26 protein-coding genes and 1 tRNA gene are annotated in these 26,905 nt (G+C 45.0%); 11 read left to right on the top strand and 16 right to left on the bottom strand.

Annotated features, from left to right (window positions below):
- Positions 1–204: 204 nt before the first annotated feature.
- Positions 205–2,424 (top strand): hypothetical protein, encoded by a 2,220-nt coding sequence (locus B5D06_RS07020; protein WP_078737296.1) that lies wholly within the window; start codon positions 205–207, stop codon positions 2,422–2,424.
- A 13-nt stretch (positions 2,425–2,437) separates the two neighbouring features.
- Positions 2,438–3,526, top strand: a complete 1,089-nt coding sequence (locus tag B5D06_RS07015; protein WP_078737295.1) for a hypothetical protein — start codon at positions 2,438–2,440, stop codon at positions 3,524–3,526.
- Positions 3,527–3,967: 441 nt separating this feature from the next.
- Here B5D06_RS07015 and B5D06_RS07005 read toward each other — a convergent pair whose 3' ends face one another.
- The 8 genes from B5D06_RS07005 to B5D06_RS06970 form a co-directional block, all read right to left on the bottom strand.
- The gene (locus B5D06_RS07005; RefSeq protein ID WP_078737293.1) at positions 3,968–4,504 is read right to left on the bottom strand and encodes a DUF1858 domain-containing protein; all 537 of its coding nucleotides are present in this window, start codon (positions 4,502–4,504) and stop codon (positions 3,968–3,970) included.
- Between the two features lie 68 nt (positions 4,505–4,572).
- Positions 4,573–5,814, bottom strand: a complete 1,242-nt coding sequence (locus B5D06_RS07000; RefSeq protein WP_078737292.1) for a DUF438 domain-containing protein — start codon at positions 5,812–5,814, stop codon at positions 4,573–4,575.
- A gap of 266 nt (positions 5,815–6,080) precedes the next feature.
- A tRNA-Met gene (locus tag B5D06_RS06995) sits at positions 6,081–6,154 on the bottom strand.
- Between the two features lie 160 nt (positions 6,155–6,314).
- On the bottom strand, positions 6,315–7,070 hold the full coding sequence (locus tag B5D06_RS06990; protein ID WP_078737291.1) for a shikimate dehydrogenase family protein: 756 nt from the start codon (positions 7,068–7,070) through the stop codon (positions 6,315–6,317).
- Positions 7,067–7,738 (bottom strand): bifunctional demethylmenaquinone methyltransferase/2-methoxy-6-polyprenyl-1,4-benzoquinol methylase UbiE, encoded by a 672-nt coding sequence (ubiE, locus tag B5D06_RS06985; RefSeq protein WP_234989573.1) that lies wholly within the window; start codon positions 7,736–7,738, stop codon positions 7,067–7,069. Before ubiE ends, B5D06_RS06990 begins: the two co-directional genes overlap by 4 nt.
- A gap of 156 nt (positions 7,739–7,894) precedes the next feature.
- Positions 7,895–8,848: a phosphoribosylaminoimidazolesuccinocarboxamide synthase gene (locus tag B5D06_RS06980; protein WP_078737289.1), complete on the bottom strand. Its 954-nt coding sequence runs from the start codon at positions 8,846–8,848 to the stop codon at positions 7,895–7,897.
- Positions 8,845–9,849 carry a PhoH family protein gene (locus B5D06_RS06975; RefSeq protein ID WP_078737288.1) on the bottom strand — a complete coding sequence of 335 codons (1,005 nt, stop codon included), beginning with the start codon at positions 9,847–9,849 and terminating at the stop codon, positions 8,845–8,847. The genes B5D06_RS06980 and B5D06_RS06975 overlap by 4 nt, the downstream gene beginning before the upstream one ends.
- 186 nt (positions 9,850–10,035) lie before the next feature.
- Positions 10,036–10,278: a hypothetical protein gene (locus tag B5D06_RS06970; RefSeq protein WP_078737287.1), complete on the bottom strand. Its 243-nt coding sequence runs from the start codon at positions 10,276–10,278 to the stop codon at positions 10,036–10,038.
- Between B5D06_RS06970 and B5D06_RS09075 the strand changes: the two genes are divergently transcribed.
- The 7 genes from B5D06_RS09075 to deoC all read left to right on the top strand — a co-directional run bounded on the left by B5D06_RS09075 (position 10,277) and on the right by deoC (position 17,322).
- Positions 10,277–10,486, top strand: a complete 210-nt coding sequence (locus B5D06_RS09075) for a hypothetical protein (protein WP_078737286.1) — start codon at positions 10,277–10,279, stop codon at positions 10,484–10,486. The two genes, B5D06_RS06970 and B5D06_RS09075, sit on opposite strands and share 2 nt — an antisense overlap.
- 243 nt (positions 10,487–10,729) lie before the next feature.
- On the top strand, positions 10,730–11,194 hold the full coding sequence (locus B5D06_RS06960; RefSeq protein ID WP_078737285.1) for a hypothetical protein: 465 nt from the start codon (positions 10,730–10,732) through the stop codon (positions 11,192–11,194).
- A gap of 647 nt (positions 11,195–11,841) precedes the next feature.
- A complete protein-coding gene (mnmG, locus tag B5D06_RS06955; RefSeq protein ID WP_078737284.1) occupies positions 11,842–13,725 on the top strand; it encodes a tRNA uridine-5-carboxymethylaminomethyl(34) synthesis enzyme MnmG in 1,884 nt (627 codons plus the stop codon).
- 45 nt (positions 13,726–13,770) lie between these two features.
- Entirely contained in the window at positions 13,771–15,615 is a 1,845-nt protein-coding gene (gene uvrC, locus B5D06_RS06950) for an excinuclease ABC subunit UvrC (RefSeq protein WP_078737283.1), read from the top strand.
- 9 nt (positions 15,616–15,624) lie between these two features.
- Entirely contained in the window at positions 15,625–16,077 is a 453-nt protein-coding gene (gene dtd, locus B5D06_RS06945; RefSeq protein ID WP_078737282.1) for a D-aminoacyl-tRNA deacylase, read from the top strand.
- 33 nt (positions 16,078–16,110) lie between these two features.
- Positions 16,111–16,440: a nucleotide pyrophosphohydrolase gene (locus tag B5D06_RS06940; protein WP_078737281.1), complete on the top strand. Its 330-nt coding sequence runs from the start codon at positions 16,111–16,113 to the stop codon at positions 16,438–16,440.
- Positions 16,441–16,446: 6 nt separating this feature from the next.
- A complete protein-coding gene (gene deoC / locus B5D06_RS06935) occupies positions 16,447–17,322 on the top strand; it encodes a deoxyribose-phosphate aldolase (RefSeq protein ID WP_078737280.1) in 876 nt (291 codons plus the stop codon).
- A gap of 185 nt (positions 17,323–17,507) precedes the next feature.
- Here the strand turns inward: deoC and B5D06_RS06930 are convergent, their stop codons facing one another.
- The 4 genes from B5D06_RS06930 to B5D06_RS06915 form a co-directional block, all read right to left on the bottom strand.
- The gene (locus tag B5D06_RS06930) at positions 17,508–18,440 is read right to left on the bottom strand and encodes a hypothetical protein (protein WP_078737279.1); all 933 of its coding nucleotides are present in this window, start codon (positions 18,438–18,440) and stop codon (positions 17,508–17,510) included.
- A gap of 27 nt (positions 18,441–18,467) precedes the next feature.
- The gene (locus tag B5D06_RS06925; RefSeq protein WP_078737278.1) at positions 18,468–19,055 is read right to left on the bottom strand and encodes a hypothetical protein; all 588 of its coding nucleotides are present in this window, start codon (positions 19,053–19,055) and stop codon (positions 18,468–18,470) included.
- 139 nt (positions 19,056–19,194) lie between these two features.
- On the bottom strand, positions 19,195–19,815 hold the full coding sequence (locus B5D06_RS06920) for a C40 family peptidase (protein WP_078737277.1): 621 nt from the start codon (positions 19,813–19,815) through the stop codon (positions 19,195–19,197).
- Positions 19,816–20,086: 271 nt separating this feature from the next.
- On the bottom strand, positions 20,087–21,067 hold the full coding sequence (locus B5D06_RS06915; protein WP_078737276.1) for a polyprenyl synthetase family protein: 981 nt from the start codon (positions 21,065–21,067) through the stop codon (positions 20,087–20,089).
- 721 nt (positions 21,068–21,788) lie between these two features.
- Here B5D06_RS06915 and B5D06_RS06905 point away from each other — a divergent pair.
- Both B5D06_RS06905 and B5D06_RS06900 read left to right on the top strand, forming a co-directional pair.
- Positions 21,789–23,018 (top strand): site-specific integrase, encoded by a 1,230-nt coding sequence (locus B5D06_RS06905; RefSeq protein WP_078737274.1) that lies wholly within the window; start codon positions 21,789–21,791, stop codon positions 23,016–23,018.
- A 5-nt stretch (positions 23,019–23,023) separates the two neighbouring features.
- Entirely contained in the window at positions 23,024–24,202 is a 1,179-nt protein-coding gene (locus B5D06_RS06900) for a site-specific integrase (protein ID WP_078737273.1), read from the top strand.
- A gap of 51 nt (positions 24,203–24,253) precedes the next feature.
- Here the strand turns inward: B5D06_RS06900 and B5D06_RS06895 are convergent, their stop codons facing one another.
- The 4 genes from B5D06_RS06895 to B5D06_RS06870 all read right to left on the bottom strand — a co-directional run bounded on the left by B5D06_RS06895 (position 24,254) and on the right by B5D06_RS06870 (position 26,840).
- The gene (locus B5D06_RS06895) at positions 24,254–24,721 is read right to left on the bottom strand and encodes a hypothetical protein (RefSeq protein WP_078737272.1); all 468 of its coding nucleotides are present in this window, start codon (positions 24,719–24,721) and stop codon (positions 24,254–24,256) included.
- A gap of 459 nt (positions 24,722–25,180) precedes the next feature.
- Positions 25,181–25,774 (bottom strand): type 1 glutamine amidotransferase family protein, encoded by a 594-nt coding sequence (locus tag B5D06_RS06885; protein WP_373759933.1) that lies wholly within the window; start codon positions 25,772–25,774, stop codon positions 25,181–25,183.
- A 7-nt stretch (positions 25,775–25,781) separates the two neighbouring features.
- On the bottom strand, positions 25,782–26,291 hold the full coding sequence (locus tag B5D06_RS06880; protein ID WP_078737321.1) for a hypothetical protein: 510 nt from the start codon (positions 26,289–26,291) through the stop codon (positions 25,782–25,784).
- Between the two features lie 261 nt (positions 26,292–26,552).
- Positions 26,553–26,840 (bottom strand): helix-turn-helix domain-containing protein, encoded by a 288-nt coding sequence (locus B5D06_RS06870; protein WP_078737269.1) that lies wholly within the window; start codon positions 26,838–26,840, stop codon positions 26,553–26,555.
- Between the last annotated feature and the right edge of the window lie 65 nt (positions 26,841–26,905).

Genomic DNA, 26,905 nt, shown 5'->3' with positions numbered 1-26,905 from the left:
ATTAGGCAACATCTCAACGCAACACATTTTCCAGAAACTCGCAAAAATTAAATAAAAGCATTTCCCCAAACCAATAAAAAAGACTAATTTCGGAGCATTAACAAAAAACTACGGAAAAACTCGCCTAAAGAGGTTCTGCGAGAGAACTGTGGCAAGAGAGATTTATAGAACCTCCTGTAATCATTTTTAAGTTATTCAATCGAGATGAAAAAAGTTACTACTGCATTTTTGTTTGTATGCTTGGCTCTATTCGCTTCATTGAGGCTCTGCGCTCAGGAGAGTCAGAACTGGAGTTACGATTTTGAAGATGCCAAGAAAGCTATTGGAGATCAACACAAAAAGTTAGAACTAACCCTCAACGGCTTGAAGTGGGTAAGCTATTCGCTCCGATGCAATGGAGATGCCGACGACTATGTAGACGGAAAAGGCTCGGCACGTATTTATGGAGAGAAGTCCTACATGAAAGAAATGCCCTACCTGCAACTAAAAGAGAATAAACCAGGGGGGATAGGCACCGTATCTTTTGACTACCGTGCCTACAAGAAACATGCGCAAAAGCAAATCGCTTGGATTCTGGAAGTATCGGAAGATGGGGGAACTACGTGGTCTCCCGTGGGTAACTCCTTTACTCCCAGTATGGAAGTGAGCCAATTCAGCCGACGTGTCAATGTTACCGAGGGATTGGTACGCATCATCCGTGCCGACTACTCCTCTTTTGATCTGAAGAATGGCAAGAAATTCCAATCGGCTTTCAACATCGACAACCTCGCCATTAGCGACTACGAAGAGGAAGAGCCTACACAACCCGTACTAAAATTCAACGAACCAGAAATAGTCTTCGGAGAGATGCACAAGGGAGAAAGCAAAACCTTAAAGGCAGCTCTAACCTACAAGAACCTCGTAAATCAGGCTATTACCATTAACATTGCAGAGGCGGGTAAAGCGTTCTTTTCGGTTCAACCGACCACCTTTACTCCAGAAGAGCCTGCTGGCGTTTTGGAGTTGGAGATAACCTGTTCCCCCTCCTCTCTGGGAGAAATTAAGTCGTCCCTTGCAGTGGTCTGCGGCGAGCTTTCTGCCGAACTACAACTTAGTGCCAAGGTAGTTCGCGAAAAAGGGGTTTATATCTTTGGTGGGGGAGATGGTACTCAAGAGTCGCCCTACCTGATTAGTGCCCCAGAGCACTTGTGGGAGTTATCCACTGGTGTCGATGAGGATAAGAACACCTTCGCTGGAAAATACTTCAAGCAAACAGCCGATATAGACATGTCGAACTACAAAAATATGACACCTATCGGCACCAACTTTGGAGTGCAGGGAACCAACAACCGCTACTTCAGTGGCCACTACGATGGAGGAGGGCACAAAGTAAGCAAATTGACCCTCGAATTCAACGGAAAGAATTACATCGGTGTAGCTTTGTTTGGCTCCTTGAAAAATGCTCGCATCGAGCACCTAACTCTATCGGACAGTAGAATCAAAGCCGACGCCATAGTGGGTGGTATTACAGCAGCTATCATTGGCTCTCATATTTCAGACTGCCATGTCGAGAAAGATGTAACTATAACTGCTACCAAGCACTCTTATGCAGGAGGTATTGCCTGTGGAGCTTTTGGGGAACCCTCGACCATAGAAAAGTGTACTTCTGCTGCTACCATACAGGTAACAAGCTCTATGGGGGCTGGGGGTATACTTGCTGTAAACAGCGTGCAAGGCTCTTCCATTTCTAAGTGCGTGAATATGGGCTCCATCTACACAAGAAGTGGTCAGATAGCTGGTATTGTCGGCTACATAGAAGATGGTCCTATAACCATACAAGACTGTGCCAATACGGGTAAAATTTCGAGTGAAGGCTCTGTGGCCTGTGGAATTGCAGGACTACTACAACCTGGCATTCCCTCTACGGTAAACATTGCCTACTGCTATAATGCAGCTATCGTAGAAGGCACCGACGAAGTATTCCCCATCACGGTAGGGGCGGTGGACGACTCTCAAACATTCAACCTTAAGAACAATTACTACAATGGCGACGTTTACAAGATCACATCCGACAAACCCTTGTATGGAGAGGCTATGACTGCCGCAGAGATGAAGAGTGAAACGCTCTTAAAGAAACTCAATCTCGGGAGAGACTTCTATCCATGGGAGATATTCGAGGGTAAGAATGATGGCTTCCCGCTACCTTTCGGGGACGGCTCATGGCAACCGACTGCTACCAAGGCTATCGAGGTCGTAGAGGCTCTATTCTGCGTAGTGAACGGCAAACTGATTGTACCCGAAGGCATGCATTCGGTAGCTGTATATGCTATGGATGGAACTTCTTGTTCTCCCGAGCAACTGACCCAAGGAGCTTGCTACATCGTAAGAGCAATCAATAGCAAAGGTGAAAGCGTGGCGCAAAAAATTGTAATACCCCTATTCTAATTACTCCAATAGTATGAAAAAATATATTCTTAAGACCCTCATAACCGTATTATTCCTCGGTTTCTCTTGCTCCATTGCTACGGCACAAGAACAGGATAAGGAGCGTATCGTTCTCTTAAAGGAGCGTTGCGAAATCCCCGTAAACTATCTCTATCGTATGCCTATTAAGGAGTACAGCCCCAAAATGGTTGAGCATGTAGCAGGCAAAAATCGTTATGTAATCCGCTACAAGAGCGACAATGAGAGTGTGGTTCGCTCTAACGGAAACACGTTCATCGCCAAGTCTGTCGGAACGGCTCAAGTAACCATGAATGCCTACAAAGCAGTACCTGGAACTACAGACCAAGCCGATCTGAACTCCCCACTCGGGCAAGCAACCTTTACCGTAGAGGTCAAGCAAGATGTTCCCTTTGTAATGGCTCCGGTAGATATCCCTTGGGGACATTCGCGCGAGGCTGCTACTGCGATTTTGGAACAGCACGGATTGAAGCACTTTACCTCTACTTACTGGGATATGCACCCCAACGTACCCGAGGAGTCTCGTGTCGGTTTAGAGGCGTACTTGAGCGACAATCTTGACTTCCCCGTCTCGCTCTTGATGTTCAACTCAAAGAATCAACTTTACCGTAAAACGCTCATAGCTTCCTCTTGGGAACGAGTGAAGATACCTAAGATTTGTGCCGTTTGGAAGTGGCTCAAAGAGCATGGATTTGAAGATAAAGGAATCGACACCAACACCAATATGTGGAAGATGTACCAAGCATCTACAAAAACCAACGTAACGGTGGGGTATCTTGCTTTTCAGTCTACTCTCTATATGTATGTAGACTTTCTGTACGAAGATGCCATTGTGGATAGCGTTGAGAAGATTGCAGGCAACCCCGATATAACGCCAGAGATCTCTCAAAGAGGACGAGACCTAACCCTCCGCCACCCACATAACAGCGAGGGGAGTGTGGTCGTGTACAATACCACAGGTGAGCGAGTAGGCGAAGAAAAGCTCGTGAACGGCGAGTGCGAATTAAAAAACCTCCCCTCTGGTCTGCTGTTCATAACCGCTTCAGGGGCAAAGACTGTTAAGGTTATGATTCCCCATCTTTAAGAGCTAACACTACCATAATTGACTTTCTTCCCCCTTGCCTCATCTTGACTTAGTTGGGATTGAAGCAAGGGGATGTTATATAAAAGGAGGGCTATATGGGTAGTTTCCGAAAAAATGTGTGCAAGTTCCTGCCCCCTCCCCCTTAGCGTTAGAGGAGAAAAAAGAGAGAAAAAAGAAAGAGCCATAGGTAAACTTTTCTCTGCATAGGCACTATTTTAATACTTTTATCACGCAGACTTTCTCTTTTCAACACACACAATTCTCTATATTAAGATTGAATATACATATACGCAAGTTGAATATATATAAACGTAATCTAAATATACATATACGTAGATTGCAAATAGAAAAAAACCACGTAAAGAAAGCAACTTTTACACCTGTAAAATGGGCTTTCTGAAAAGGTTCAATGAAGTTATTCCCCCTTATCAAAGAGACAACCTAAGAGCGACGCACATAGTAACGCAGGGCTCCATCTTCCGAGCGAGCCGCTCTACTTACCTGAAAGCCTTGTCCCAACAAGATCTCTATCACAGGCAGAGGCGGAAAAGAGGCGATCAACTCCAAGACATCACTATACCCCATCTCTTTTACCCGCTCCATAAGTTGCGTTTTGGGATACTCCCCTCGCTCCAATAGAGGACGTATATCAAAACGTAGCGTAACCTCTGGCGAGCCCAACTCCATGGGTAAACGCATAAGAAGTTCCTCCTCGGCAGCCTTAAAGCTCTCACTTTCCAAGAGAGGCTCACCAACCGCCCGACGTAATGTATTGACCATATCCACAGCATTCAGCCCAGCCACTTGTGCAGCCCTCTGGAGGGTTGTAATACGTGCTACCGTACGCCTTAGGATAGGGTTCTTGAGCTTAGCAAAGGCAGGTGATAGCTCCAAGAGCCTTTGCTCCAGTCCAGGGTAGTGCTCCAAGAGCTCTGCCACGGTAGTTTCGGGGGTGATAAATAACTTTTGTTCTGACATAATCTAAAAGAAAACTCCCACCTCTCGACAGCTACATAGGGTCGTAGAGGTGGGATCGGTTTAGCGTATTACTTTTGGGTATAGGAGAGCAGACGCTGATCGCCCTCCAGTTTTCTTAGTTCGGTTAGGTCTTGTGTAACTTCTACCACACCGAGATATTCCCCCTCGGGCGAGCGTACGGCAGAGTACTCGATATAGACAAAGCGTCCTTGGAAGTTGCTCAGCCAGAAAGCCGCCTTATGCTCACGACCGCTCTTAAAGTCCTCAATAATCTGCTCTACGATATGAACGCTACCAGGGGGATGGCACATACGCACATCACGACCGATGATAGAGCGATTGCGCTCGAAAACACGCTTGGGACTGTGCGAGAAGAAACGCACCTTATCATCCTTGTCGACAAAGGTTATATCTATCGGCAAGTGGACAAAAAGTGCCTCCAACTCTTTGACACTAAAGGCTCCCGAAGAGAGTCGGATAGCATCGCTCTGAATATATTGTGCCTCTTGAAGCGGCTCTTCCTTGGGCTCCCACTCGTCGGTAGGGTCGATGAGACAGTAGCCAAAATCCATAGTTTCTTCGTACACCTTAGCCCAGTCAGACTCTGAAAGCGTATCTAAAGACATCGGGAAGAGGATATTTTCCTCCTTGAATATCATGCCTCCTATCTGCTCTACGGCAGGATCAAAGACCAACTCCATAAGCCCAACAAGCTCTTCCTGCGCGGGACAACCAGCATGGATAGCCTCAAAAACACTTTTAAGCAGCGCACGCACCTCGTCATGCTTACCCCACATCACCTTGGGGGGACCTGTGATGCCCCTCTGCTCCAAGTAAGGGAAGAGCAAAAACTCCTTACGTTTGTAATGTTTGTCGACGTCTGCCAAGTTGTTAAACACCTTATGAATTTGCAGAAAGAGAGCTGACAACTCCTCCTGTGAGAGGGTTTCGGACTGTACCCGTGTGCGCAAAGCCTCGTAACGCTCTATCTCCTGCTGCAAAGCGGCGTTCTCCTTCTTAAAAGTATCTACGGGGTGGCCTGCTGGCACCTGCTTTGCCTCGGTTTGGTCGATAGCTCCCTCAAGAGCTTGCGTGTGCAGGTCGCAGAAGTGGAGTATCTCCTCCTCCTTTAGCTCCTTACTATTGATCAGTTCCTGCTCTACCTCTACGACTTCATTGTAAGGTATGGCACGCAAACGCTCTATAAGCTGTTGGCGCAAAGCCTCTGGATTGTCTCCTTTATGCAACTGCAGAATGAGGTGCTTGAGCATCTCTTTTCTCTGCGAAGAATTATTAATAAACTCGCTCATAACGATGGTTGGGGGTTCAATCTTTATACTATTCGTTCACTTATTTGTATTTCAGAGCAAAAATAAGCAAAAGCGATGCTTTAGAAATAACTGTTAGAATTATTTAGCATACACTACCCCCCTCTCTTTCAGAGCGACACAAAGAAGCTAAAGAAATAACCCTCTTGCCCCCATCTGCCTACAAAAAATCTTGTGCATATATACAAAAAAAAGAGTGCCGAAATAACTTCGACACTCTCCCCCCTATCTCTAAGACTCAAAAAACGTAGCGAGACCCGGGATTGAACCGGGGACCTCATGATTATGAATCATGCGCTCTAACCAGCTGAGCTATCTCGCCATTTGAAACAATCTGTTCCAAAACGCACGACAAAAGTACTACATTTTTTCAATCTAACAAGATATTCGGCAAAAATAAGCCTCACTTCGTCGCTTTGAAGCATTATTTCTCCTCTTGAGGATAGCTCATTGCCCCGTACGGCAAAGAGCTTCTGCCATGCTTACCTCCCATACTCGCTCCAGATACGCCAATTCTCATTGGCTTGAATCAAAAGCATATCGATACCATTTTTAGTAACTGCTCCCTGCAGACGCGCATGACGTAAAAAACGAGTCTCCTCGGGAGCATAGATAAGGTCGTAACAGAGATGATCGGGCGTCAAAGCCTCGTAAGGAATAAGAGGCATGTCTAAGATGTGAGGGCTCATACCCACGGGCGTAGCATTTACGACTATGGGGCACTTAGCCAACAAATCGGGCGTAAGTTGGTCGTACCCTATCGTACCCTGCACTCCCACTCTTCGGCTCGCCATCAGTGCCATAATACCCAATTTCTTAAAGGCTCTCTCTACGGCAAGGGCAGCCCCACCCGTACCTAAGATAAGTGCTTGGTTGTAATGGGGCTTCATAATAGAGAGCATAGATTGGTAGAAACCCTCCACATCGGTATTGAACCCAATAAGATGCCTCCTGCCCCAAAAACGCCTTTGTACCACCACAGTATTGACAGCCCCTACATAGTTTGCCTCGAGGTCTAACTCCTGCAGATAGGGAACAATAGCTCTTTTGAAGGGACTGGTTACGTTAAAACCACACAAATGAGGGTGTAATAAGAGAAAACGCTTCAGACGGTTCAGGCTCTCTAAATCGACGTTTATGTACTGCGCATCAATACCCTCAAGACGGAACTTCTCGTTGAAAAAATCCTTAGACTTGGAATGCTCGACTGGATGTCCTATAAGTGCATATTCTTTCATTTGACAGCTTGGTATAAAGTGGCTATACCCCCCGAGAGAGGCGTAAAAGAGACATTGCGATAACCCACCTGACTAAGCAGCGAAGTAAAAGCCTCGTACTGGGGCATAGCTACCACCGAACGGGGTAAGTAGTGATAAGCCTCTCTATTGTGCGCCACAAACGAACCGACAAAAGGAACGAACGTATGCGTCCAAAAGGTATATCCCATACGGAGCAATGAGTTGCGCGGAATAGAGAGCTCCAATATAACAATATGCCCCCCCTCTACGGTAACTCGGTGCATCTCGGTGAGAGATTGCTCCAGACGCTCAAAGTTACGTACTCCAAAAGCACATGTAACGGCATCGAAAGACCCCTCTGCAAAGGGCAAAGCCTCGCAATTAGCCTCCATAAGAGTTATAGGGGTTGTAAAGTTGCTCTTAGCCACTTTCTCCTCTCCCTTCTCGAGCATCTCCTTAGAAATGTCTACCCCTACAATCGACTGCAAAGAGGAAATCTTCTGGGCTATTTGGAGCGAGAGATCGGCCGTACCTACCGCCACATCGAGTAGCGTAGAGGGTTGTACCTCTTCCAACAGGGAGACAGCATCGTTGCGCCAAGAGCGATCTACCCCAAAGGTCATAAGTTTATTCAACAAGTCATACCGTGTGGCAATATCGTTGAACATAGTGCGCACACGCTCGGTTTTAGACGTTGTTTGAGTAAGCATAAATTAGAAACAGAAAACGATGGAGCACCTCTTCCCGACCCTACTGTAAAGACGGATAGGAAGAGTATGCCCTCCGATAAATAAATCTATACTGAAAACCGTTAAGGTTGACGTTTATCGACGTTGCTCAAGAAAGCGAAGTATATTCTGCTCGATACGCTCCGAGAGATGGGATTGCTCCGTACGCTCAAAAGGCTTGCCTGTTACATGCTCATAGAGCTCGATATAACGGTCGGAAACACTCTTGCAATACTCGGGGGTCATCTCGGGAATCTGCTCTCCAGCACGACCCATAAAGCCGTTTTCGGTAAGCCAGCGACGCACAAACTCCTTAGACAACTGACGTTGGGGTTCGCCCTTTTGGAAGCGTTCTTCAAACCCTTCGGCATAAAAATAGCGAGAGGAATCGGGGGTATGAATCTCATCAATCAGGTAAATCTTGCCATCCTTCTTACCAAACTCATACTTCGTATCGACCAGTATAAGCCCCTTTTCACGTGCCAACTCTGTACCACGTGCAAAAAGAGCCTGCGTATATTGCTCCAAAAGGATATAATCTTCCTCGGAGACGATACCTTGACGAATGATTTCTTCGCGAGATATGTTTTCATCGTGCCCCTCGTCGGCTTTGGTTGTAGGGGTTATAATGGGCTGGTCGAAGCGTTGGTTTTCGCGCAAGCCGTCGGGGAGGTTAATACCGCAAATAGTACGTTCGCCCTCGCTATAGGCACGCCATGCACTACCCGTAATATAGCCACGGATAACCATTTCTACCTTAAAGGGTTCGCATCGATGACCTATGGTAACCATAGGATCTGGAGTTGCTATCTTCCAGTTGGGTACAATATCGGCGGTAGCGTCTAACTGCCCAGCGGCAATTTGGTTCAGCACCTGACCTTTGTAGGGTATACCCTCGGGCAAAACAACATCGAATGCCGAGATGCGGTCTGTAGCAATCATCGCTACAAGATCTCCCTCTAAAAAATACACATCACGTACCTTACCATGGTAAACGCTCTGCTGCCCAGGGAAATGATAATCTGTGCGGAGTAATGTCTCTAACTTCATAACGCGCCTTCATTTATAGTATTTATATTCTCTTCTTTCGTTCTCTCTTTGCGCTCCTCGGCTCTACGGATATCGTCCTTATCGTAAGCCTCGACAATCTGCTGTACCAAAGGATGGCGTACGATATCGCCCTGCTCAAACTCGATATGGGCTATCGAATTAATGCCACCCAAGACTTGCTGTGCATGCTTCAATCCCGAGCGCACGCCGTACGGGAGGTCTATCTGGGTAACATCGCCCGTAATAATCATTTTGGAGTAGTACCCCATACGAGTGAGAAACATCTTCATCTGATGCACCGTCGTATTCTGCGCTTCGTCCAATATGATTACGGCATCGTTGAGCGTACGCCCACGCATATAGGCCAGCGGGGCTATCTGTATAGTCCCTAACTCGATATAATCTTTGAGACGAGGCTGCGGAATCATCTCCTCCAAAGCATCGTACAACGGTTGCAAATAGGGGTCTAACTTATCTTTCATCTCCCCAGGCAAGAAGCCCAACTTTTCGCCCGCTTCGACTGCAGGACGAGAGAGGATTATGCGACGAATGCGACGCTCTTTCAAAGCCTTTACAGCCAAAGAGATGGCTATAAACGTTTTACCCGTACCAGCAGGACCCACCGCAAAGATCATATCTTTCGTATTGAAAGCCTCTACCATGCGTTGCTGATTCTTGCCCCTTGCGGCAATACTCTTGCCCTTAGTGCCATAGAGTATATGGTAGGCAGGCTCGGGGGTAGAGGCATCTTCGCCTCGGGCGATGCGTCGGATAGCCTCTTCGTTGAGCTGATTGTACTTCTGTGTGTGTGCCACCAAAGCATCCAGTACTAATACAAACTGATCTATGGCAGAAGCCTCGCCCAAAATCTTCAAAGCCCCATCGGCCACTAAGAGCCGTATCTTGGGGAAGAGGGTACGCAATAAAATCAAGTGCTCTCTATTGACCCCATAAAAGACTCCCAAATCAACATCTTCGGGAATATAAATTCGTTCGGTCACTACCACTCTTTTTCTACTAATAAGTTACGCACAAAAGTACAAAAGATAATAGAGAAATAAAGAGCACCCCATAGGGTTTTGCAAAAAGAATATAGGAGCTCTCAAAAATAGCAAGAGGGGGCGACAAAATTGCTTTTGCCCCACCCTCATTACTACGTATCACAAAGATACTTTTATATAGAGTGCTTAGAGATTTATTACCGTATGTCTTTTGGTACTGTTGTGATGCTCTTCTGCCTGCTCGATAGCCATCAAAATGCCATTGTTGAAGACGAATACGTGATTAACCGTCGTTTCGTCGGACGACCAAGCATCGTCCCAAATCTTCTCCTTATAGAAGTACTCCTCCTGCAAGTTATTGGCAGGGTCTCGCCGTGCACTCTGTTTATAGGGCTTACCGCAGATCTTTACCACCTCTTGCTGGGTCATGCCCAACGCTACCTTGCTCGACAAAACAGCCCTCGTCTTGCACGAAGAGAATACCATTAGCGAAGCCACCATAAAAAAGCATATCACCCTTGAGGTGATACGACCTCTTGCGCCACCGAATCTTACCATAGCTTTCAATCTTTTTGGAATAATAGTTCTACTGCTGGGTCCCCTACTGCCTACTCCTCGCCAAGTAATTCCTACCTGAAAGGAATAATCCGTAAAGCATCATAGTCTCTTGCACGCAAAAATATAGAATTAAAGCATACGAAACACTCCGCAGTAGCATTCTTAAAGACAAACAGCAGATAATAATTTTGAAAATATTACATACCACAAGAATCATATTTTACATATATATATATTTGCGGTGCGATATATATATAACTCTAAATTTTACGAGATGCTTGACAGATTATCATTAAACTAACAACAAAAAGACTCTAATAATATGGAATACAAAAAAGGATTATACCTACTTTTATCCATAGGATTGTCTTTATTGACTCTAGCGTCATGTCAAGGCAATAAAAATGGTATCAAACCGAATCTTAAAGAGACTCAAATAAAAGAGACTCAACTTGGGAAGGTTATCACTGATGGAATGGAAAAATACCCTACTGAAAGCTTTTATATCTTGTATAGTGCCTCATCAAAGGGGTATACAACCTTAACTCAAGAGGATTATATAGTATCAACAGCTTTCGCCAATCTTTTAGTAAGACAAAATAACGAACTAAGAGCCGATAACCCTCCAAAAGATGAAGGATGGGTGCTCGGGGGCAAAGGAAAGCTCGATGCCGTTAGAATAGCATACGAAATAGCAGATAAAATCAAAGAAAGTAAAGACTTTGAAATACACGTTGAGTACGAAAAGGACGGTTCTTTTACTGTCTGGTACCGAATGGTAGAATAGTAGCAAGTGCCGTCTCATAAGAAATGCAAGGCTGTGTCATCATCCATTATGGCCAGCCTCTTTTTTGAGCAGTTCATTCCACAAGTACAACTTAAGAGCATGGCACGAGTGCTTATTTACCACACGTGCAAGGGAAAGTTGTCACAGAAGGAAACTCGAGTTATCATAGGTGGAAACTTAAGTTTCTATAGGAGGAAACTTTTCAAGAGATTATAGGCTTTTTCAAGTAACACCCCTACCCCCCCAAAAAAAGAGACATAGCCTTTGGATACCGAAGCCCTGCCTCAAACCCTCTTTCCTCTCCTACCTCAAAAGCAGAAGACTTGATCAACGGAAAAAACGACCCTCTTCCAACTAAACATAATTAGAGAGCTGTAGAAGAAATTCTATACCCCCAAGGCTTAGAGAGGCAATAAAAAGGGATTTTCACACAAAGCAAACAATCCGAAAATTGCACTTAATAAATTGATAATAAGAACTATAACCAATAAATTAATAACCCTCCACAAGGGTAACAACTAACGGCAATGGTCTCTATTTAGGGTACCATCAAGCCAAAAGAGTTTTTAGAGCCGATGCAACGGTCTCAATAAAAGGTAAATAACTAATTTTGCTTTGATAATAACCATTGCTCCAAGGAGAAGAAAATGACGCATACATTCGATTACGATATTATAGTAGTAGGGGGTGGACACGCAGGGTGCGAGGCAGCAGCAGCAGCGGCAACCATGGGTTCGCATGTACTCCTCATAACCCTCGATATGAACAAAATAGCCCAAATGAGCTGTAACCCCGCCATGGGAGGTATAGCCAAAGGGCAAATTGTACGGGAGATAGATGCCCTCGGGGGCTTGTCAGGCATTGTTTCCGATGCTTCTTCCATTCAGTTCCGTATGCTCAACCGTAGCAAAGGGCCTGCTATGTGGAGCCCTCGCGCCCAGATAGATCGCATGCGTTTCATGGAGCAGTGGCGGCAAAAGCTCGATGCAATCGAAAAGCTCGATATATGGCAAGATAACGTTACACAGCTCATCTTCGACGGAGATAGCATAGTGGGCGTAGAAACATCGCTGAAGAAAAAATTTTATGCTCCCAAAGTTATCCTCACCGTAGGTACCTTCTTGGGCGGTCTCATGCACTTCGGTGCTACCATGCTGCCAGGAGGACGTATAAGTGAACCCGCCTCTTACGGCATAACCGACCAATTAACCCGCCTCGGTTTCTCGGCAGGACGTATGAAAACGGGTACCCCCGCACGTATCGACGGCCGTAGCGTAGACTGGAGTCTCACGAGCTTGCAAGAGGGAGATGAGGAGTTCCACGCCTTTTCCTTTCTTACGACCCCATCGACCACACGTATGCCCCAACTGCCCTGTCACATCCTCTACACCAATGAGGAGTGCCATGAAGTGCTAAGAGGTTCGCTGGATGAATCGCCCCTTTATAATGGTCAGATTGACAGCATAGGGCCTCGCTACTGCCCCAGTATCGAAACGAAGATTGTTACCTTTGCCGATAAGACGGCACACCAACTGTTCCTCGAACCTGAGGGAGCGCAAACCAACGAATACTACCTGAATGGATTCTCCTCTTCGCTCCCAGTAGAGACGCAAATCAATGCCCTCAAAACAATTCCCGCTCTACGTAATGTGCGCATCTATCGCCCAGGATATGCTATCGAATACGACTATTTCGACCCCACGCAACTACAACATTCATTGGAGACCAAACAGATATCAGGGCTCTATTTTGCAGGGCAAATCAACGGAACTACGGGATACGAAGAAGCGGCAGCACAGGGGCTTTTGGCAGGTATCAATGCGCACAACGCGCTGAATGGTAAAGAGCCTCTTATCTTAGGACGCAACGAAGCCTACATAGGGGTGCTCATCGACGACCTTGTAACGAAAGGGGTGGACGAACCCTACCGCATGTTTACCTCACGAGCAGAGTTCCGCACGCTCCTTCGTCAAGACAATGCCGATGAAAGGCTCACCCCGAAAGCTATCGAACTGGGGTTAGCTTCGCCCGAGAGGATTGCTCTCTTCACCCAAAAACAGGCAGCGATCAAAGAGTTATTGGCCTTTACAAGTAGCTATTCGGTCAAACCCGAGCTCGTAAACAGCACACTGGAAGAGATCGGAGAGCAACCCCTAAAGCATGCTATCAAACTAAGAGAGTTTTTGTTGCGTACGAAGGTAACCTTCGCCCTTGCTCTGCAACTACTTCCTAAGGTTAAAGAGCGCACCGATGCTATGACGACTTCTCGTAGCGAAGTTATCGAGGCTACCGAAATTGCCATTAAATATGCAGGCTATATAGAGCGTGAAAAGATGCAGGCCGATAAGATGGTGCGCCTCGAAAACATAAAACTGGGCGATCGTTTTGATTACCTCAAAATAGAGAGTCTATCGACAGAAGCACGACAAAAATTAGACAAGATACGCCCCATCACCATAGGACAAGCGGCACGCATCCCTGGTGTTTCGCCACACGACATCAGTATTCTCATTGTTTTGTGTCAAAAGTAACGCTACTTTTGTTTCACGTGAAAAGAGAAAAAGACTCCCAAAAAGATGACTCTTGAGGAAATAAAAAAGATAATCCCCACGATACCAGAGCTCCCAGGATGCTACCAGTACTTCGATGAAAACGATACTATCATTTATGTCGGTAAGGCCAAAAACCTCAGAAGACGTGTGGCAAGCTACTTTACCAAAGAGCATACCGACCGCAAAACAAGGCTCTTGGTAGCCTCCATACGAGAGATAAAGTACATTGTGGTAGAAGATGAGAGCGAAGCACTCCTGCTCGAAAATAGCCTTATCAAGACCCATAAGCCCAAATACAACATACTTCTCAAGGACGACAAGTCGTACCCCAGTATCGTGGTTACCAAGGAAGAGTTCCCCCGTATATTAGTTACCCGCAACAGAGTACAGAACTATGGCACATTCTTTGGCCCCTACACCAATGTCGGGAATGCACATAAAATGGTGCAACTCATACGGGAACTCTACAAGACACGCACCTGTCGCCTCAAATTGACCCAAGAAAACATCCAAAAAGGAGCCTTCCAAACTTGCCTTCAATATCACATCAAACGATGCGAAGCCCCCTGCGTAGGGAAAATATCGTGGGCAGAATACAACAAAAAGATACAAGAAGCTACCGAGCTACTCAAAGGCAATTTGAAGCAACTTATACAGGCAACAAGCGACAAGATGTATGCCTATGCCGAAAAAGAACTCTACGAAGCAGCGGCAGCAGAGAAAGACCAACTCGACATGCTCCAAAACTACACCAACAAACACACTGTAGCCCCCCAAATACAGCACGATGTAGATGTCTTTAGCTATGACGAAGAGGACAGCAAGGCCTATATAAATATGATGCAGGTACACGAGGGAGCCATTGTCCGCGCTATGACTTTGGAGTGGAAAAAGCCCATCGACGAGAGCCGAGAAGACCTCCTAACCACAGCTATCATAGAGCTACGCCAACGTTTTCAGAGCGAGGCAGAGGAGATCATACTACCCTATCCCATAGAATGGCAACCCAACAAACGGTGCAAGCTTACCATACCCAAACAGGGAGAAAAGAAGCATTTGCTCGATCTCTCCTACAACAATGTACGTCAGTACAAGTTAGACCAATTAAAACGTGCCGAGAAACTCAACCCCGAGCAACGGGCTCTGCAACTGATGCAGCACATGAAAGAGGATTTGCGCCTGAAGAAATACCCCAGACTTATAGAGTGTTTCGACAACTCCAATATACAAGGCACGCATCCCGTAGCAGCCTGCGTCGTCTTTTACAACGGCAAGCCGCGCAAGTCTTCCTACCGAAAGTTCCACGTGAAAAGTGTAATTGGACCCAACGACTATGCCTCTATGCAGGAAATCATTACACGTCGCTACAGCAGAGTACTGAGCCAAGAGGAGCCACTACCCGACCTCATCGTCATAGACGGTGGTAAGGGACAGCTCGGGGTAGCGGTAGAAACGCTACGAGAACTGGGTATCCTGGAACAAGTAGAGGTAATAGGACTCGCCGAACGGCTCGAAGAAGTCTTCTACCCCGATAACCCGATTCCTCTTTTCCTCAAAAGAGGATCCGACACGCTCCGCACACTACAACATATTCGTGACGAAGCCCACCGATTTGGCATCACATTCCACCGCACATTACGCAGTAAGGGACAAACCGTTTCAGAGTTGGACAACATCAAAGGCATCGGTAGCAAACTGCGAGAAACGCTCCTCAAAGAGTACAAAAGTGTTGCTCGACTCAAAAAAGCGAGTAGGGAGGAACTTATGCAATCGATAGGAGCTCAACGGGGTAAACTTCTCTTTGAAGCCCTCCACCCCTCCGAAGAAAACAGAACAACAACAGACGAAAAGAAGAGTAACAGATCATAGAAAACAACCATGAAACTGGTAATACAAAGAGTACGCAAAGCCTCCGTAGAGATAGAGGGCCAACTATTCTCCTCGATACAACGAGGACTAATGATTTTGGTAGGCATTACAGAGAATGATGGCGATAGAGAAATAGAGTACCTTTGCAAGAAAGTAGCCGCTCTGCGTATATTCGACGACGAAGAAGGGGTTATGAATCGCTCCGTGATGGACGTAGAGGGAGAGGTGCTTATGGTAAGCCAATTCACCCTTATGGCCAACACCAAAAAGGGGAATAGACCCAGCTATATAAAAGCGGCCAAAGGAGCTATCAGCGAACCTCTTTACGACCGTTTCTGCTCTCTTATGGAGCAAACACTCGGCAAAAGTATCGCTCGAGGTAAATTTGGTGCAGATATGCAAGTTTCTCTCATCAATGATGGACCCGTAACTATCGTTATAGACACCGAAGAAAACATATAAACAGTTGATTGTCAAACAAATAAACAAAAAAAAATGACACTCAAAGAGCTACAAAACGATGTAGATAAATGGATTAAAGAGTATGGCGTTCGCTACTTCTCGGAACTGACCAACATGGCAATCCTATGTGAGGAAGTAGGCGAAGTGGCAAGGATTATGGCGCGTACCTACGGAGAGCAGAGCTCTAAAGAAGGAGACAAAAAGAAAGAGCTCGCCGATGAAATAGCCGATGTGCTATGGGTACTCACCTGCATTGCCAACCAAACTGGCATCGATTTAGAGGAGGCTATCCAAAAGAACATAGCCAAAAAGACAGAGAGAGACCAACAAAGACACAAAAACAATCCTAAACTAAATAGTTAGTACACTATGGAAAAGAAGAAATATACCGATACATTTGAGCTGTTTGCCCCTGCCCTTCCACAAGAAAAGATTACGGCACAAGTGGAAGAAATTATAACAAAAAACTACGATAAGGCATACCAAAAAGAGGTGTTACACTTCCTGCACAGTACGATAGACCTTACCTCTCTCTCGGCAACCGACACAGAGCAGAGCATCAAACAATTGGTGGATAATACCAATCAACTGGAGGGAAACTCTGAGGGATTGCCTAATGTAGCAGCGATATGTGTGTACCCTCTGCAAGTGCCCGTGGTGAAGAAGTACCTCAAAGCTCTCAACGTACATATTGCGGCAGTAAGTGGAGGCTTCCCCACTTCGCAGACTTTTGAAGAGATTAAGTATGCCGAAACGGCACTTACTGTGGCCTCAGGGGCTAATGAGATAGACATTGTGCTCAATTTGAATCACTTTTTAAGCAAAGAGTATGCACCCGTTGCCGTGGAAATAGAGGAGCAAAAAGCCTCTTGTCGCGGAGCTCTGCTCAAAGTTATATTGGAGACAGGAGCACTAAAGGAACCCGAATTGATTCGACAAGCCTCTATCCTCTCACTCTTTAGTGGTGCCGATTTCATCAAAACCTCTACGGGCAAAGAGTTTCCTGGGGCTACCTTAGAGGCTGTTTACACCATGTGTCACGTGATAAAAGAGTATTACCAACGCTACAATAAACGTATAGGAATAAAAGTTTCGGGCGGGGTGCGCACGGCAGAAGATGCTGTAAAGTACTATTGTGTCGTATCGGAAATACTCGGCAAAGAGTGGCTTACGCCCTCCCTCTTCCGCATAGGAGCGAGCAGCTTGGTAAGCAACCTACAGAAAGCTATTAAGGAGCTCAATTAAGCCTCCCTACCTAATAAAAGAGAAAGTCTCACCCTGCGTCTCTATCAGAGAGCAAAGGATGAGACTTTTTTCGTATTCAATCGTCTCAGAAGCTCCGAAAAGAGCCTATACAAACCCTAAGTCCAATTCCCTTACAAGGGCTTATTGGGGTATTTCAAGAGGATAATATCACCCAAAAGTCGGTATTAAAAGAGCCTTACCGATATACCCAAATTGGCAACGGGTAAAATCTGCATGCGATAGAGTGCTACCTGCGCCTCTTTTGAATAGTCCAAAAGGCTATTTAGGTCTCCTCTTACCACGTTGGGAGAGTAGAGTCTTGGCTTCCCTGCTACTACGAAACCCAAATCCCAAACAAAGGATATAGGCGTTTTAGGTACACTATATCCTCCACCAATCCCTAAGTAAGGTTGAAAAATACGCCCAAAATTGAGAGTCAACTCCAAAGATGGTTTTTCTTCGACCTTAAAAACAATCTCTCTGCTACTATCCGAATCATCCTGCAGGATTATAGTACCATTGCTTGCTGGATCAAAGATTTCGTTGTCTAAACTTATAGGTTCCTTCGTTTTGTGGTCTATCAAAGTGATATTGGACTTGAACTTCATGCGCCCGAGAAAGAACCCTCCCGTTAATCGAAACCAATTTTTAAAGGGATGATAATCTACTAAAAAAAGCCCTTGGAAGTTGCTAAACTTAACCGAAGTTCTAAGGTCGAGGAGGTTATCTGGTTCGGGTTGGTTTTCACTCTTGTGGTGAATTTCTTGCCATGCAATGTCTCGATTGAAAAGAGCGATAGAGAAAAAACTAAAACCAGCACGTGCCGTCAATTCGGGTAGAAGAGAAAAAGCGGTGGAAAACTGTATTCCATTGGGAAAAGCCATTCGAAAGCCCAATGCCCCGTGTATATCCAGCGAGTTCATTTTGCCCGTTACAGGAGCACTTTGAAGGGTTGTTTCCCAAGGATTATGGCTATCCATCGTCTGCAAAGAGAGAGAAGAATTGGCCGTATCATCTATGGAAAAACTCCCTACCCCCTCTGCCAATGGCTCCTGAGCCCTAAGAGAAGAGAGAGTAAAAAGAGCTAAAAAAGCGAAGAAAATAATCCTTTTATTCATGCCTATTACAAGTATTTACTTGATGATTTACTTCATTATCTTGATCTTACCCTTGAAAGAAATCTTCAGCACCAATTTTTCTACCATAGGAACGGCAACTTTTTGAGTAGTTACAAGTTTGATAGCAAGCTCATTGTTCTTTAACAACTTAAGGATATCCCTATCTTGGATGGTGAAAGTGATTTGATTTTGATCATTACTATCATCACTTTGAGCAAAAAGGTTGAGAGGTTTGCCCGATAAGATGGTGAGCTTTCTGAAGAAACCTACGTTATAATCGGCAGGTATGTGCGATTTGATAGTTACTTCCTCTACTTCAAATTGCTTCAAATTTTCTATTTGAAAGCCTGCTTTCTCGCATATCTCTTTCAAGTTCCACTGCAAAGTACCCTCAAATAAAATGCGCTCTGCCTCGGCTCTCAACACAGAGTTTTGAGCTGTTTGATTAAAGGTTGCCAAGTCTATCTCCAGAGGAAAGTCTTTCTTAACCTCAAGAGAAACAGATGGTTTGAGATTATTGGGGTCTTTAGGTCTCTTCAAACCTTCGCAACCTGTAAGTAGTACCCCACAAAGCAAGGTACATAAAAGAGCTAATGATAAGCTAATTTTTTTCATACGCTATATGTATCAAAAGTGAACACTAATAACAAACAATACAAAACAATAGAAAATAATCCCTTTCTGCAAAGATAGTTAAAATAACAACTACTTATTGCAAAAAGGGAAAATTTTGTAGTGTTTACATAAATTCTCTCTAAACCAAATTTTGCCAATAGGTATTTAGTGCAGTAACACGGCCATAGGATACGAATCGCTTCTCGTAGTTCTTACGCCCCGTGAAATTCTCCCAAACAATTCCTCTTGAGGAACTATGCATCATGTAGATGATACCATCTTTGATTTCTACTACCATTGCAACGTGCCCTACCCCATTGGGTCTGTGGTTGCGAGTTCCCTTGAAAAAAATCAAATCGCCTACTCTTGGTTGCTCTATCTTCTTACACTCCGAGTGCATCGCATAGCTGGTACGAGCCAAAGAGATCCCTTGATTGCCGTAGATAAAGTATAGAAATCCAGAGCAATCAAGGGGCCACTTAGCGATGCCTCTACACTTGTAGGGCTTACCCAAGTATTTGCGACCGTCGGAAATGATATTGCGCACTATTTCGGGGATGCGATCTTCTTTGGAGGTTAGTTTAGCCCCTTGGGCTATGGAGGTGAGAGTATCTATCAACTCTCTCTGGTCTTTTAGGATTAGTTGCAGTAGACTATGCTCTTTCATAGAGGAAGGATTGCTTGCAATCTGTCCCTTCACTCCCCAGGAGAGAAAGCTACAGAAAAAGAGAAGCACTGCCACCTTGCAATATTTACTCATAATTTCAATGTTCTAAAATAAAAAACTACATTAGAAAACAAACTACGAGAAACAAAGATAAAGAATAAATCAAACAGTACAAAATATTGATACTTAGACCATAACGCTAATACTCTACCGTGTATAGGGTTCTATCTTGCCGAAAAAATAGGCTTTTGAGCGTCTTAAAAAGAGATCTTCTAACCCCTTTTTGCCAAGAATAGAAAGCGCATAAAGGGCAATCCTTTCCGTCGAAAAGATTAGAAAAGTGAAAGAGAAATGAGATATAGAATCAGTAGTTACGCTCCACTAAGAAGTCTACCAACTGTAACATGGATTGTCGATAGAGAGAGTCTGGAAAACGTAGTATAGCCTCTCGTGCCTTTTCGGTGTACAGTGAGAGTTTTTCGTGCGCCAGCGACACAGCATCAAACTTGTGTACTATCTCTATTAATTCGGTTACAGCCTCTCCCTCGCTTTGAGCCCTTTTTATGCAATGACGCATGGTCTCTTGCTCCTCTTCAGAAGCTTTTTGATAGGCACAGATAAGGGGCAGGGTTATTTTTCCCTCGAGAATATCATTTCCCGTCGGTTTTCCAATCTCTTTCGAGGGAGTATAATCGAATATATCATCCTTGATTTGGAAAGCATAACCAAGATTTTTCCCAATAGAGGAGCATAGCAGAAGCTGTTCACTTGAGGCATCTACACTGCGAGCACCTAAGAAAGCAAAAGCTTCAAAGAGTGCCGCCGTCTTTTTCTCTATAATCTCCATGTATTGCTCTTCGGTCGTAACATCGCTGCGCTGCGCTGCTTCTATTTGCCTCAACTCTCCTTCTGAGAGTGCTTTCCCAACAGAAGAGGCGATAGACATAAGCTCTTTATTGCCCGAATCGGTAGCCCTCATAAAAGCAACCGATAGCAAATAATCGCCCACTAAGACCGCTACATGGTTGCTGTACATAGCATTGAGCGTCAAAGCTCCCCTACGACGGGGCGACTGATCTATCACATCATCATGAATCAAAGAAGCAGAGTGTAGTAGCTCTAAAAGAACGGCAGCATCTACACTCCCCTCCGAAGGTGTGCTCCCGCACATTCCTGCACATAAACCAAGTAATAAAGGGCGGATATGCTTACCTGTAGTACCATTTACATGGTTCAAAGCCTCTTGCACCAGTCCAGAGGTACTTTGGAAAGAGTCTGCAAAAGAGACCTCAAAGGCTCGACGAAAAGCCTCTATCGGTTTTGCTATTTCTCTTAATACATCCATCTTGTAGCCTTTTATTCTCTAACAAGCAAAAGTACAATAAAGTTGCAGAGCTACACAAAAGCATCGCAAAAAAAGAGCAAATTGCAGATTTTGGTATCAAGTACAACGCAGTTGCAGATTATCGAGAAGTTCAAAAGGGCGATAGAAGGTTTAACTTGCTTGAGAACTTTTGTCTCAATGCTTCTTTATAATCTTGAGTTTGGCTATATTGACAAAAGAAAATCCCAACTCAATGCACCTTCACACACAGCACCTATTCACCGCCTTTTTCCACTTTCTCCTCAACAATTATCCGAAAGAATACCCTTGCAACTCGCTCCTCTCGGTCTAAAAATCAGTATCTCTCTGGGAGAAAGTTCTTTTCCTCCAGAGATAAAGTTGTTTTGGTTTATGGATAAAGTTTATACGCAACTATTATGGGAAAGGGTATTAGGGAGAGGATGAGAGGTAAGTAAATGGAAATGAGAGGGATTTGCGCCATATCTCGGTGGTTTGCTCAGAGAGATAAAGTGCAGAAGATGTGGATTTGTGCAGAAGTTCCGTTACCAAATCGTTAGTTCATTCTCCGATTGGTAACGAAGAGGCAGGAGAAGGTAACCGACAGAAGAGTGTTCGGTAACTCACCTTTCTGTCGTTGCGATGCTTATGCTTTGTATCACAATGTTTTGCGTAGCTGAAAACGCTTTGGTAACGGGTAACTTTGCCCATAAAAAAGAAGCGTATGCAAACAGACAAATTCAAGGTGTTGCTCTACCTCAAAAAGAGCGGATTGGACAAATCGGGACAAGCTCCGATAATGGGGCGTATAACCTATGGGCGAACTATCGCCCAATTCAGTTGTAAACTATCGTGCGACCCGAAGTTGTGGAATGCTCGTGAGAGCAGGTTGAACGGAAAGAGCCGTGAAGCAGTAGCAACGAATGGCAAGTTGGAACGTTTGCTTCTCTCGGTGCAGTCGGCTTATCGACTCCTTTGCGAGCGAGGTGCGGTGTTCACGGCAACAGACATCAAGGAGCAGTTTCAAGGCAGTATGCAGAGCCAGACAACCTTCTTGGCGTGCTATGACCTGATGTTGGAAGAGTTGGAGATGCGTGTAGGGATTGACCTAAAGCCTGTATCAATGAGAATTTATCATTCGGCTCGTCAGCACTTTGTGGCGTTCATTCATCGACAATTCAGAACAGACGATATAACCTTCGGTCAAATCACGGAGGATTTTCTTCTTCTCTTTGAGCAGTATATAAAAGGCGAATTAGGTTTCTCACAAAGCTATTTCTATACCCTCTCCATCTGTTTGAAGAAGGCTTGTCGTTTGGCATATCGTAAAGGATTTGCCGACAGACTTCTTTTCGAGAACAACAAGGTGGAACGGGGGAATAAGAAATTGCCTCGGGCTTTGGATAGGGCTTCATTGGATAAGTTGCTGGGCTTGACCTTTGAGCCGTATGAGGTGGAGTTGGAGACCGCTCGCAATCTCTTTCTCTTCTCCTGTTATACAGGCGTTGCCTATTGCGATATGATTGCCCTGAATCGGGAACACCTCTTTACGGATGATGAAGGGGCATTGTGGTTGAAGTTCCGCAGACAGAAAACCAATACCCTTTGTCGTGTAAAGCTCCTATCCGAAGCGGTGCGTTTGATAGAGCGGTATCAATCGGAGGAACGCAACACTCTTTTTGCTTCCATAGCCTATTCGGCTTACCTTATCCAACTCAAAGCCCTACAACTTAGGGCTGGTATATCCATTCCCCTTTCGGCACACGTCGGTCGCCACACTTTTGCCACCTTGATTACTTTGGAACGAGGTGTTCCCATCGAAACGGTAAGCCGAATGTTGGGGCATAGCAACATCCAAACGACCGAGCGATATGCCCACGTTACTCCGAAGAAACTCTTTGATGAGTTCGAGCGATTTCTTTCTTTCACTGAAAACCTGACCTTAACCTTGTAGGACTTATGCGCAGTACATTCAAAATCCTATTCTATATCAACAAGAATAAAGTCAAAGCAGATGGCACAACGGCAATCCTTTGTCGTATCACCATTGACGGAGCGAACGTGGTGATAACCACAGGCGAAAGCACTACTCCCCACGATTGGTGTGTGAGGCGAGGGGAGACAACGGACAAGAAGACCAACCAACGCCTGCAAACCTTTCGGGGAGAAATCAAACAGGGGTACAATACATTGCTCTACAAATATGGAGTAGTGAGTGCCGAGCTTCTGAAGAACCACCTGCAAGGCATCGGGAGAACTCCGACAACTCTTCTTGCCCTTAGTGCAGAAGAACTCAGAGTCCAACGGGAAAGCAAGAGAGAGGGGACGTATAGCAATAATCGAAGTTCCGACAGACAACTTAACTCCTTTGTGCGAAGTCGTGGAGAGGATGATATTTCCCTAACGACTCTTACGATAGACTTCTTTGATGATTATCGCTTCCATTTGAAAAAGGAGGGCTATGCTCCTGCAACGATAAACAGACATCTCTGCTGGTTGAGTCGGCTGATGTATCGAGCCGTCAGTCAGGGAACAATACGTTTCAATCCGTTTGAGGAAGCAAAGTACGAAGCGGTGGAGCGCAAACCTCGTTTCCTGAGCAAGGGCGATGTGGCAAAGCTCTTGGCTTTCCCGTTGCAGGACGAAGGGGCAGAACTAAGCCGAAGAATGTTTCTTTTCTCTGTCTTTACGAGTTTGGCATTTGCCGACTTACAGAGTTTGAGAGTTTCGCAAATCGAAACGAACAACGAGGGGAAGCGATATATCCGCAAGGCAAGACAGAAAACGGAGGTAGAGAGTTTGATACCCCTGCATCCGATAGCGGAGCAGATACTCGCCCTTTACACGAAAGAGAAGAGCAAGGGGGATTACAAGGTATTTCCCGATACGATAAGTAAAGGCAAATTATCCACTTACCTCAAAACGATTGGTTTGGCTTGTGGTATTCGCACTCCGCTAACTTGGCACATGGCACGACATAGCTTCGGCACACTGACTTTAGAGGCAGGTATTCCGATGGAGAGCATTGCCAAAATGATGGGGCATTCCTCTATTGCCAGCACACAAATCTATGCTCAAATCACGGACAGCAAGATTTCAAAGGATATGGAGAAACTCACACAAAAAAGGAGAGGTTAAGACTAAACAGAAAGGACTTGCTTCGTTTTATGGAGCAAGTCCTTTCTACGACTAATATCGTGTAATTTCACCATTGAAAGCCTGCGCTTTTTCCCACAACGGCCCTTTTGCTTCCATTGTGAAAGCGATATTGCTACTTCTGATAGCCAATAATTCAGAATGGACTTGCAATCTTAATGCCTTCATCAATTCAGGGGTTAGGCTGATCATTCCTCCTTCTCCTATTGGCACCCAAGTATAACCCCTTCCTTTATAGGTTATCAGTTTGCCCATTGGTAGCGTCTGTTCCCTTAGTTGAGGACAATTTGTCAATATATGACACAGTTTTGAAGAAGAAAGAAGTGGATAGGTCGTTATACAGAAGCCTCCCGTCGCTTTACTTTCTGTAATCAGAATGATGTTTTCAATATCAGCAAGAGCATATTCATGGATAGCTTGTTTGGGTATCTGAATTGTCAAATCTTCCCGAATATGAGAGATTCCGAAGATAAACTTTCCTCCTTTGGTTATTTGTGGCATAGCTTTTTTATTTTCAGATAAAATCTATGGTCATATTCTTTTCAAAGTCTGCCTTAAATCCCTGACATATCTGACTTGCATGTACTTCAAATATATCTTTACAAGCGGTTTGGGAAACCATTTCTTAGGTTCTATGTACTCCGTGAAATCAATCGAGGCTGTTTTTTCATTTCCACTGAAAACACCAACCCAATGCCCTCTCATATTGTCATTCTCCAAATCAAATTCCCATCGACAACAAGGTTCTTGTCTTGTTATCGTGAAAGTTGTCTTATATCCACTCTTCGTTATTTCTACAAATTGCGTGTCTGATATGATCTCTATCTTTTCAACATCACTTCTCCACGAATAGTCTGTTAGCGATGTTACAACTTGCCAAACGCTCTGTAAATTGCATGGAAACGTGGCTCTTATGTTTGACGTTACGAACGTAAAGTTTAGTATCTCAGAAAAATAACTTTATCTCACGAAACCATTTTTATAGAAATCGTACCAAGCCTCTATCTGCTCGGGATTGTTGGCTTTCAGCAATAGAAGCATCTCACGAGTGAATTCCAAATGCCCTACACCATTTGCCGTAACAATATTCTTGTCACTAACGGCTTGTGCTTCCACATAATTCTCCGCATTAGTGTAACCGGAACCGCCCCATTTTTTGAGTTGGTCGAGACCGTTGCCTGTGTGTTTTACGTTGTTCAAGAAACCATGTGAACATAGGAATGAAGCACCATTGCATATTGCCCCGACAATTTTACCTTTATCCAAAGTCTTCTGTACCAAAGGTATGACAAGTTTCGCTTCGGGCGAGGTCCAACGGTTGCCACCGATAAGCACTAAGGCGGCATAATCTTTCGGCATATTCTCGAAAGAATAATCGGGTAAAGTTCTGAAACCTCCGATTGAACGGACAGCGTCCGATGTCGGTGCAACGGTATGCACTTCGTATTTTATTTCACCGCCCGGTATCACACCCACGTGAAGAGCCGTGGAGAGAAAAGCTCCCTCCCAATCGGTATATTCATTCAATAAGATAAATAAGACTTTCTGTTTCATCATCAGTTCATTTATTTTGTTTTCTCTCTGCCGTTACTTTCGCCACGGTTTGCCACTCGCCGTTTTCGTTTATTCGCTCTTTTCTCCACAGAAAAGAAGAAGTCGCAGTATCAGAGAATACATACCTCATTTTTTCCGTCGTGTTTTCGGTCAGGATAATTTCTTCGCCGACCTTTCGGGCTGTCAGTCGGATAGCCTCGCCCATACAACCGTAGAATATATCCCACGCCATTGTCTTGGGATTGAAAATACGGAGTGTCGTTCCGTATTCGGCATCGAGTTGTTTATCTATCAGGCGTTCCTTGCGAGAGGGAACGATAAAGAGGTCTTGAACTGCCGTACCGTCCAATACTCGGGAAAATATCCATTCGCCCTTTACTTTTCGTGGTTCGGCATCTTCCAAATGGTCGTTCCACATGATGTTCCATTCACCTATCAAGCAGCCAAAGAAGTCGTGTTCTTCGGGAATTCGTTCATTCCTTGCATTGCTACATAGAGCATTGATAAAATCATTCATAAGCTTCATTGGTTTATTTGCCATAATTCAGTAGTGTTTCCCCCTTTGGTCCCTCTTCCGAAGTCGGAGGATTTCGCTTGCGGAAGATGTTGCTTTGTCCTGATAACGCAAATATACTCGATTTATTGCGAAAAAGATACCGAGCAATCCCCAAAAAATACCGAGCGATTGCGAGATTGCTCGGTATCTTTGGGGTGACCATTCGGAATGTTCTTTCTATGTGGTTGCCAAACGGCAGGGGAACATTCCTTACAAGAGGCTCTATCTCCTATAATTCTCTTGCAGCAGTCGGTTGATGTCGGAAAGTTTGTAGAGTATTTTCCCTGCAATCTGCGTGTAGGGAATAATGCCCTTGTCCCGATAGTCTTGCAAGGTGCGAGGACTGACGAAAAGGCGTTCGCAGACCTCTCGCCCCGTGAGGTAGATTTCTCCCCCGAAGAGCGGACGGTGCGTTTGGGCAATTTCCCGAATACGTTTACTTACTTCCCTAATGCCTGAGATGAGTTCTTTCATCTCGGGTGTTTCTTTGTTTACGATTTCGTGTTCCATAGTCATTGTATCTTTCGGTTCGACTTTTCGAGGAGTGCTTCCACATCCTCACGTTTGTAATAGCA

The sequence above is a fragment of the Porphyromonas circumdentaria genome (assembly GCF_900167105.1).
GTDB lineage: Bacteria > Bacteroidota > Bacteroidia > Bacteroidales > Porphyromonadaceae > Porphyromonas > Porphyromonas circumdentaria.
Note: the sequence above shows the minus strand (reverse complement) of the source record. Positions and strands in the feature narration are given on the sequence as shown.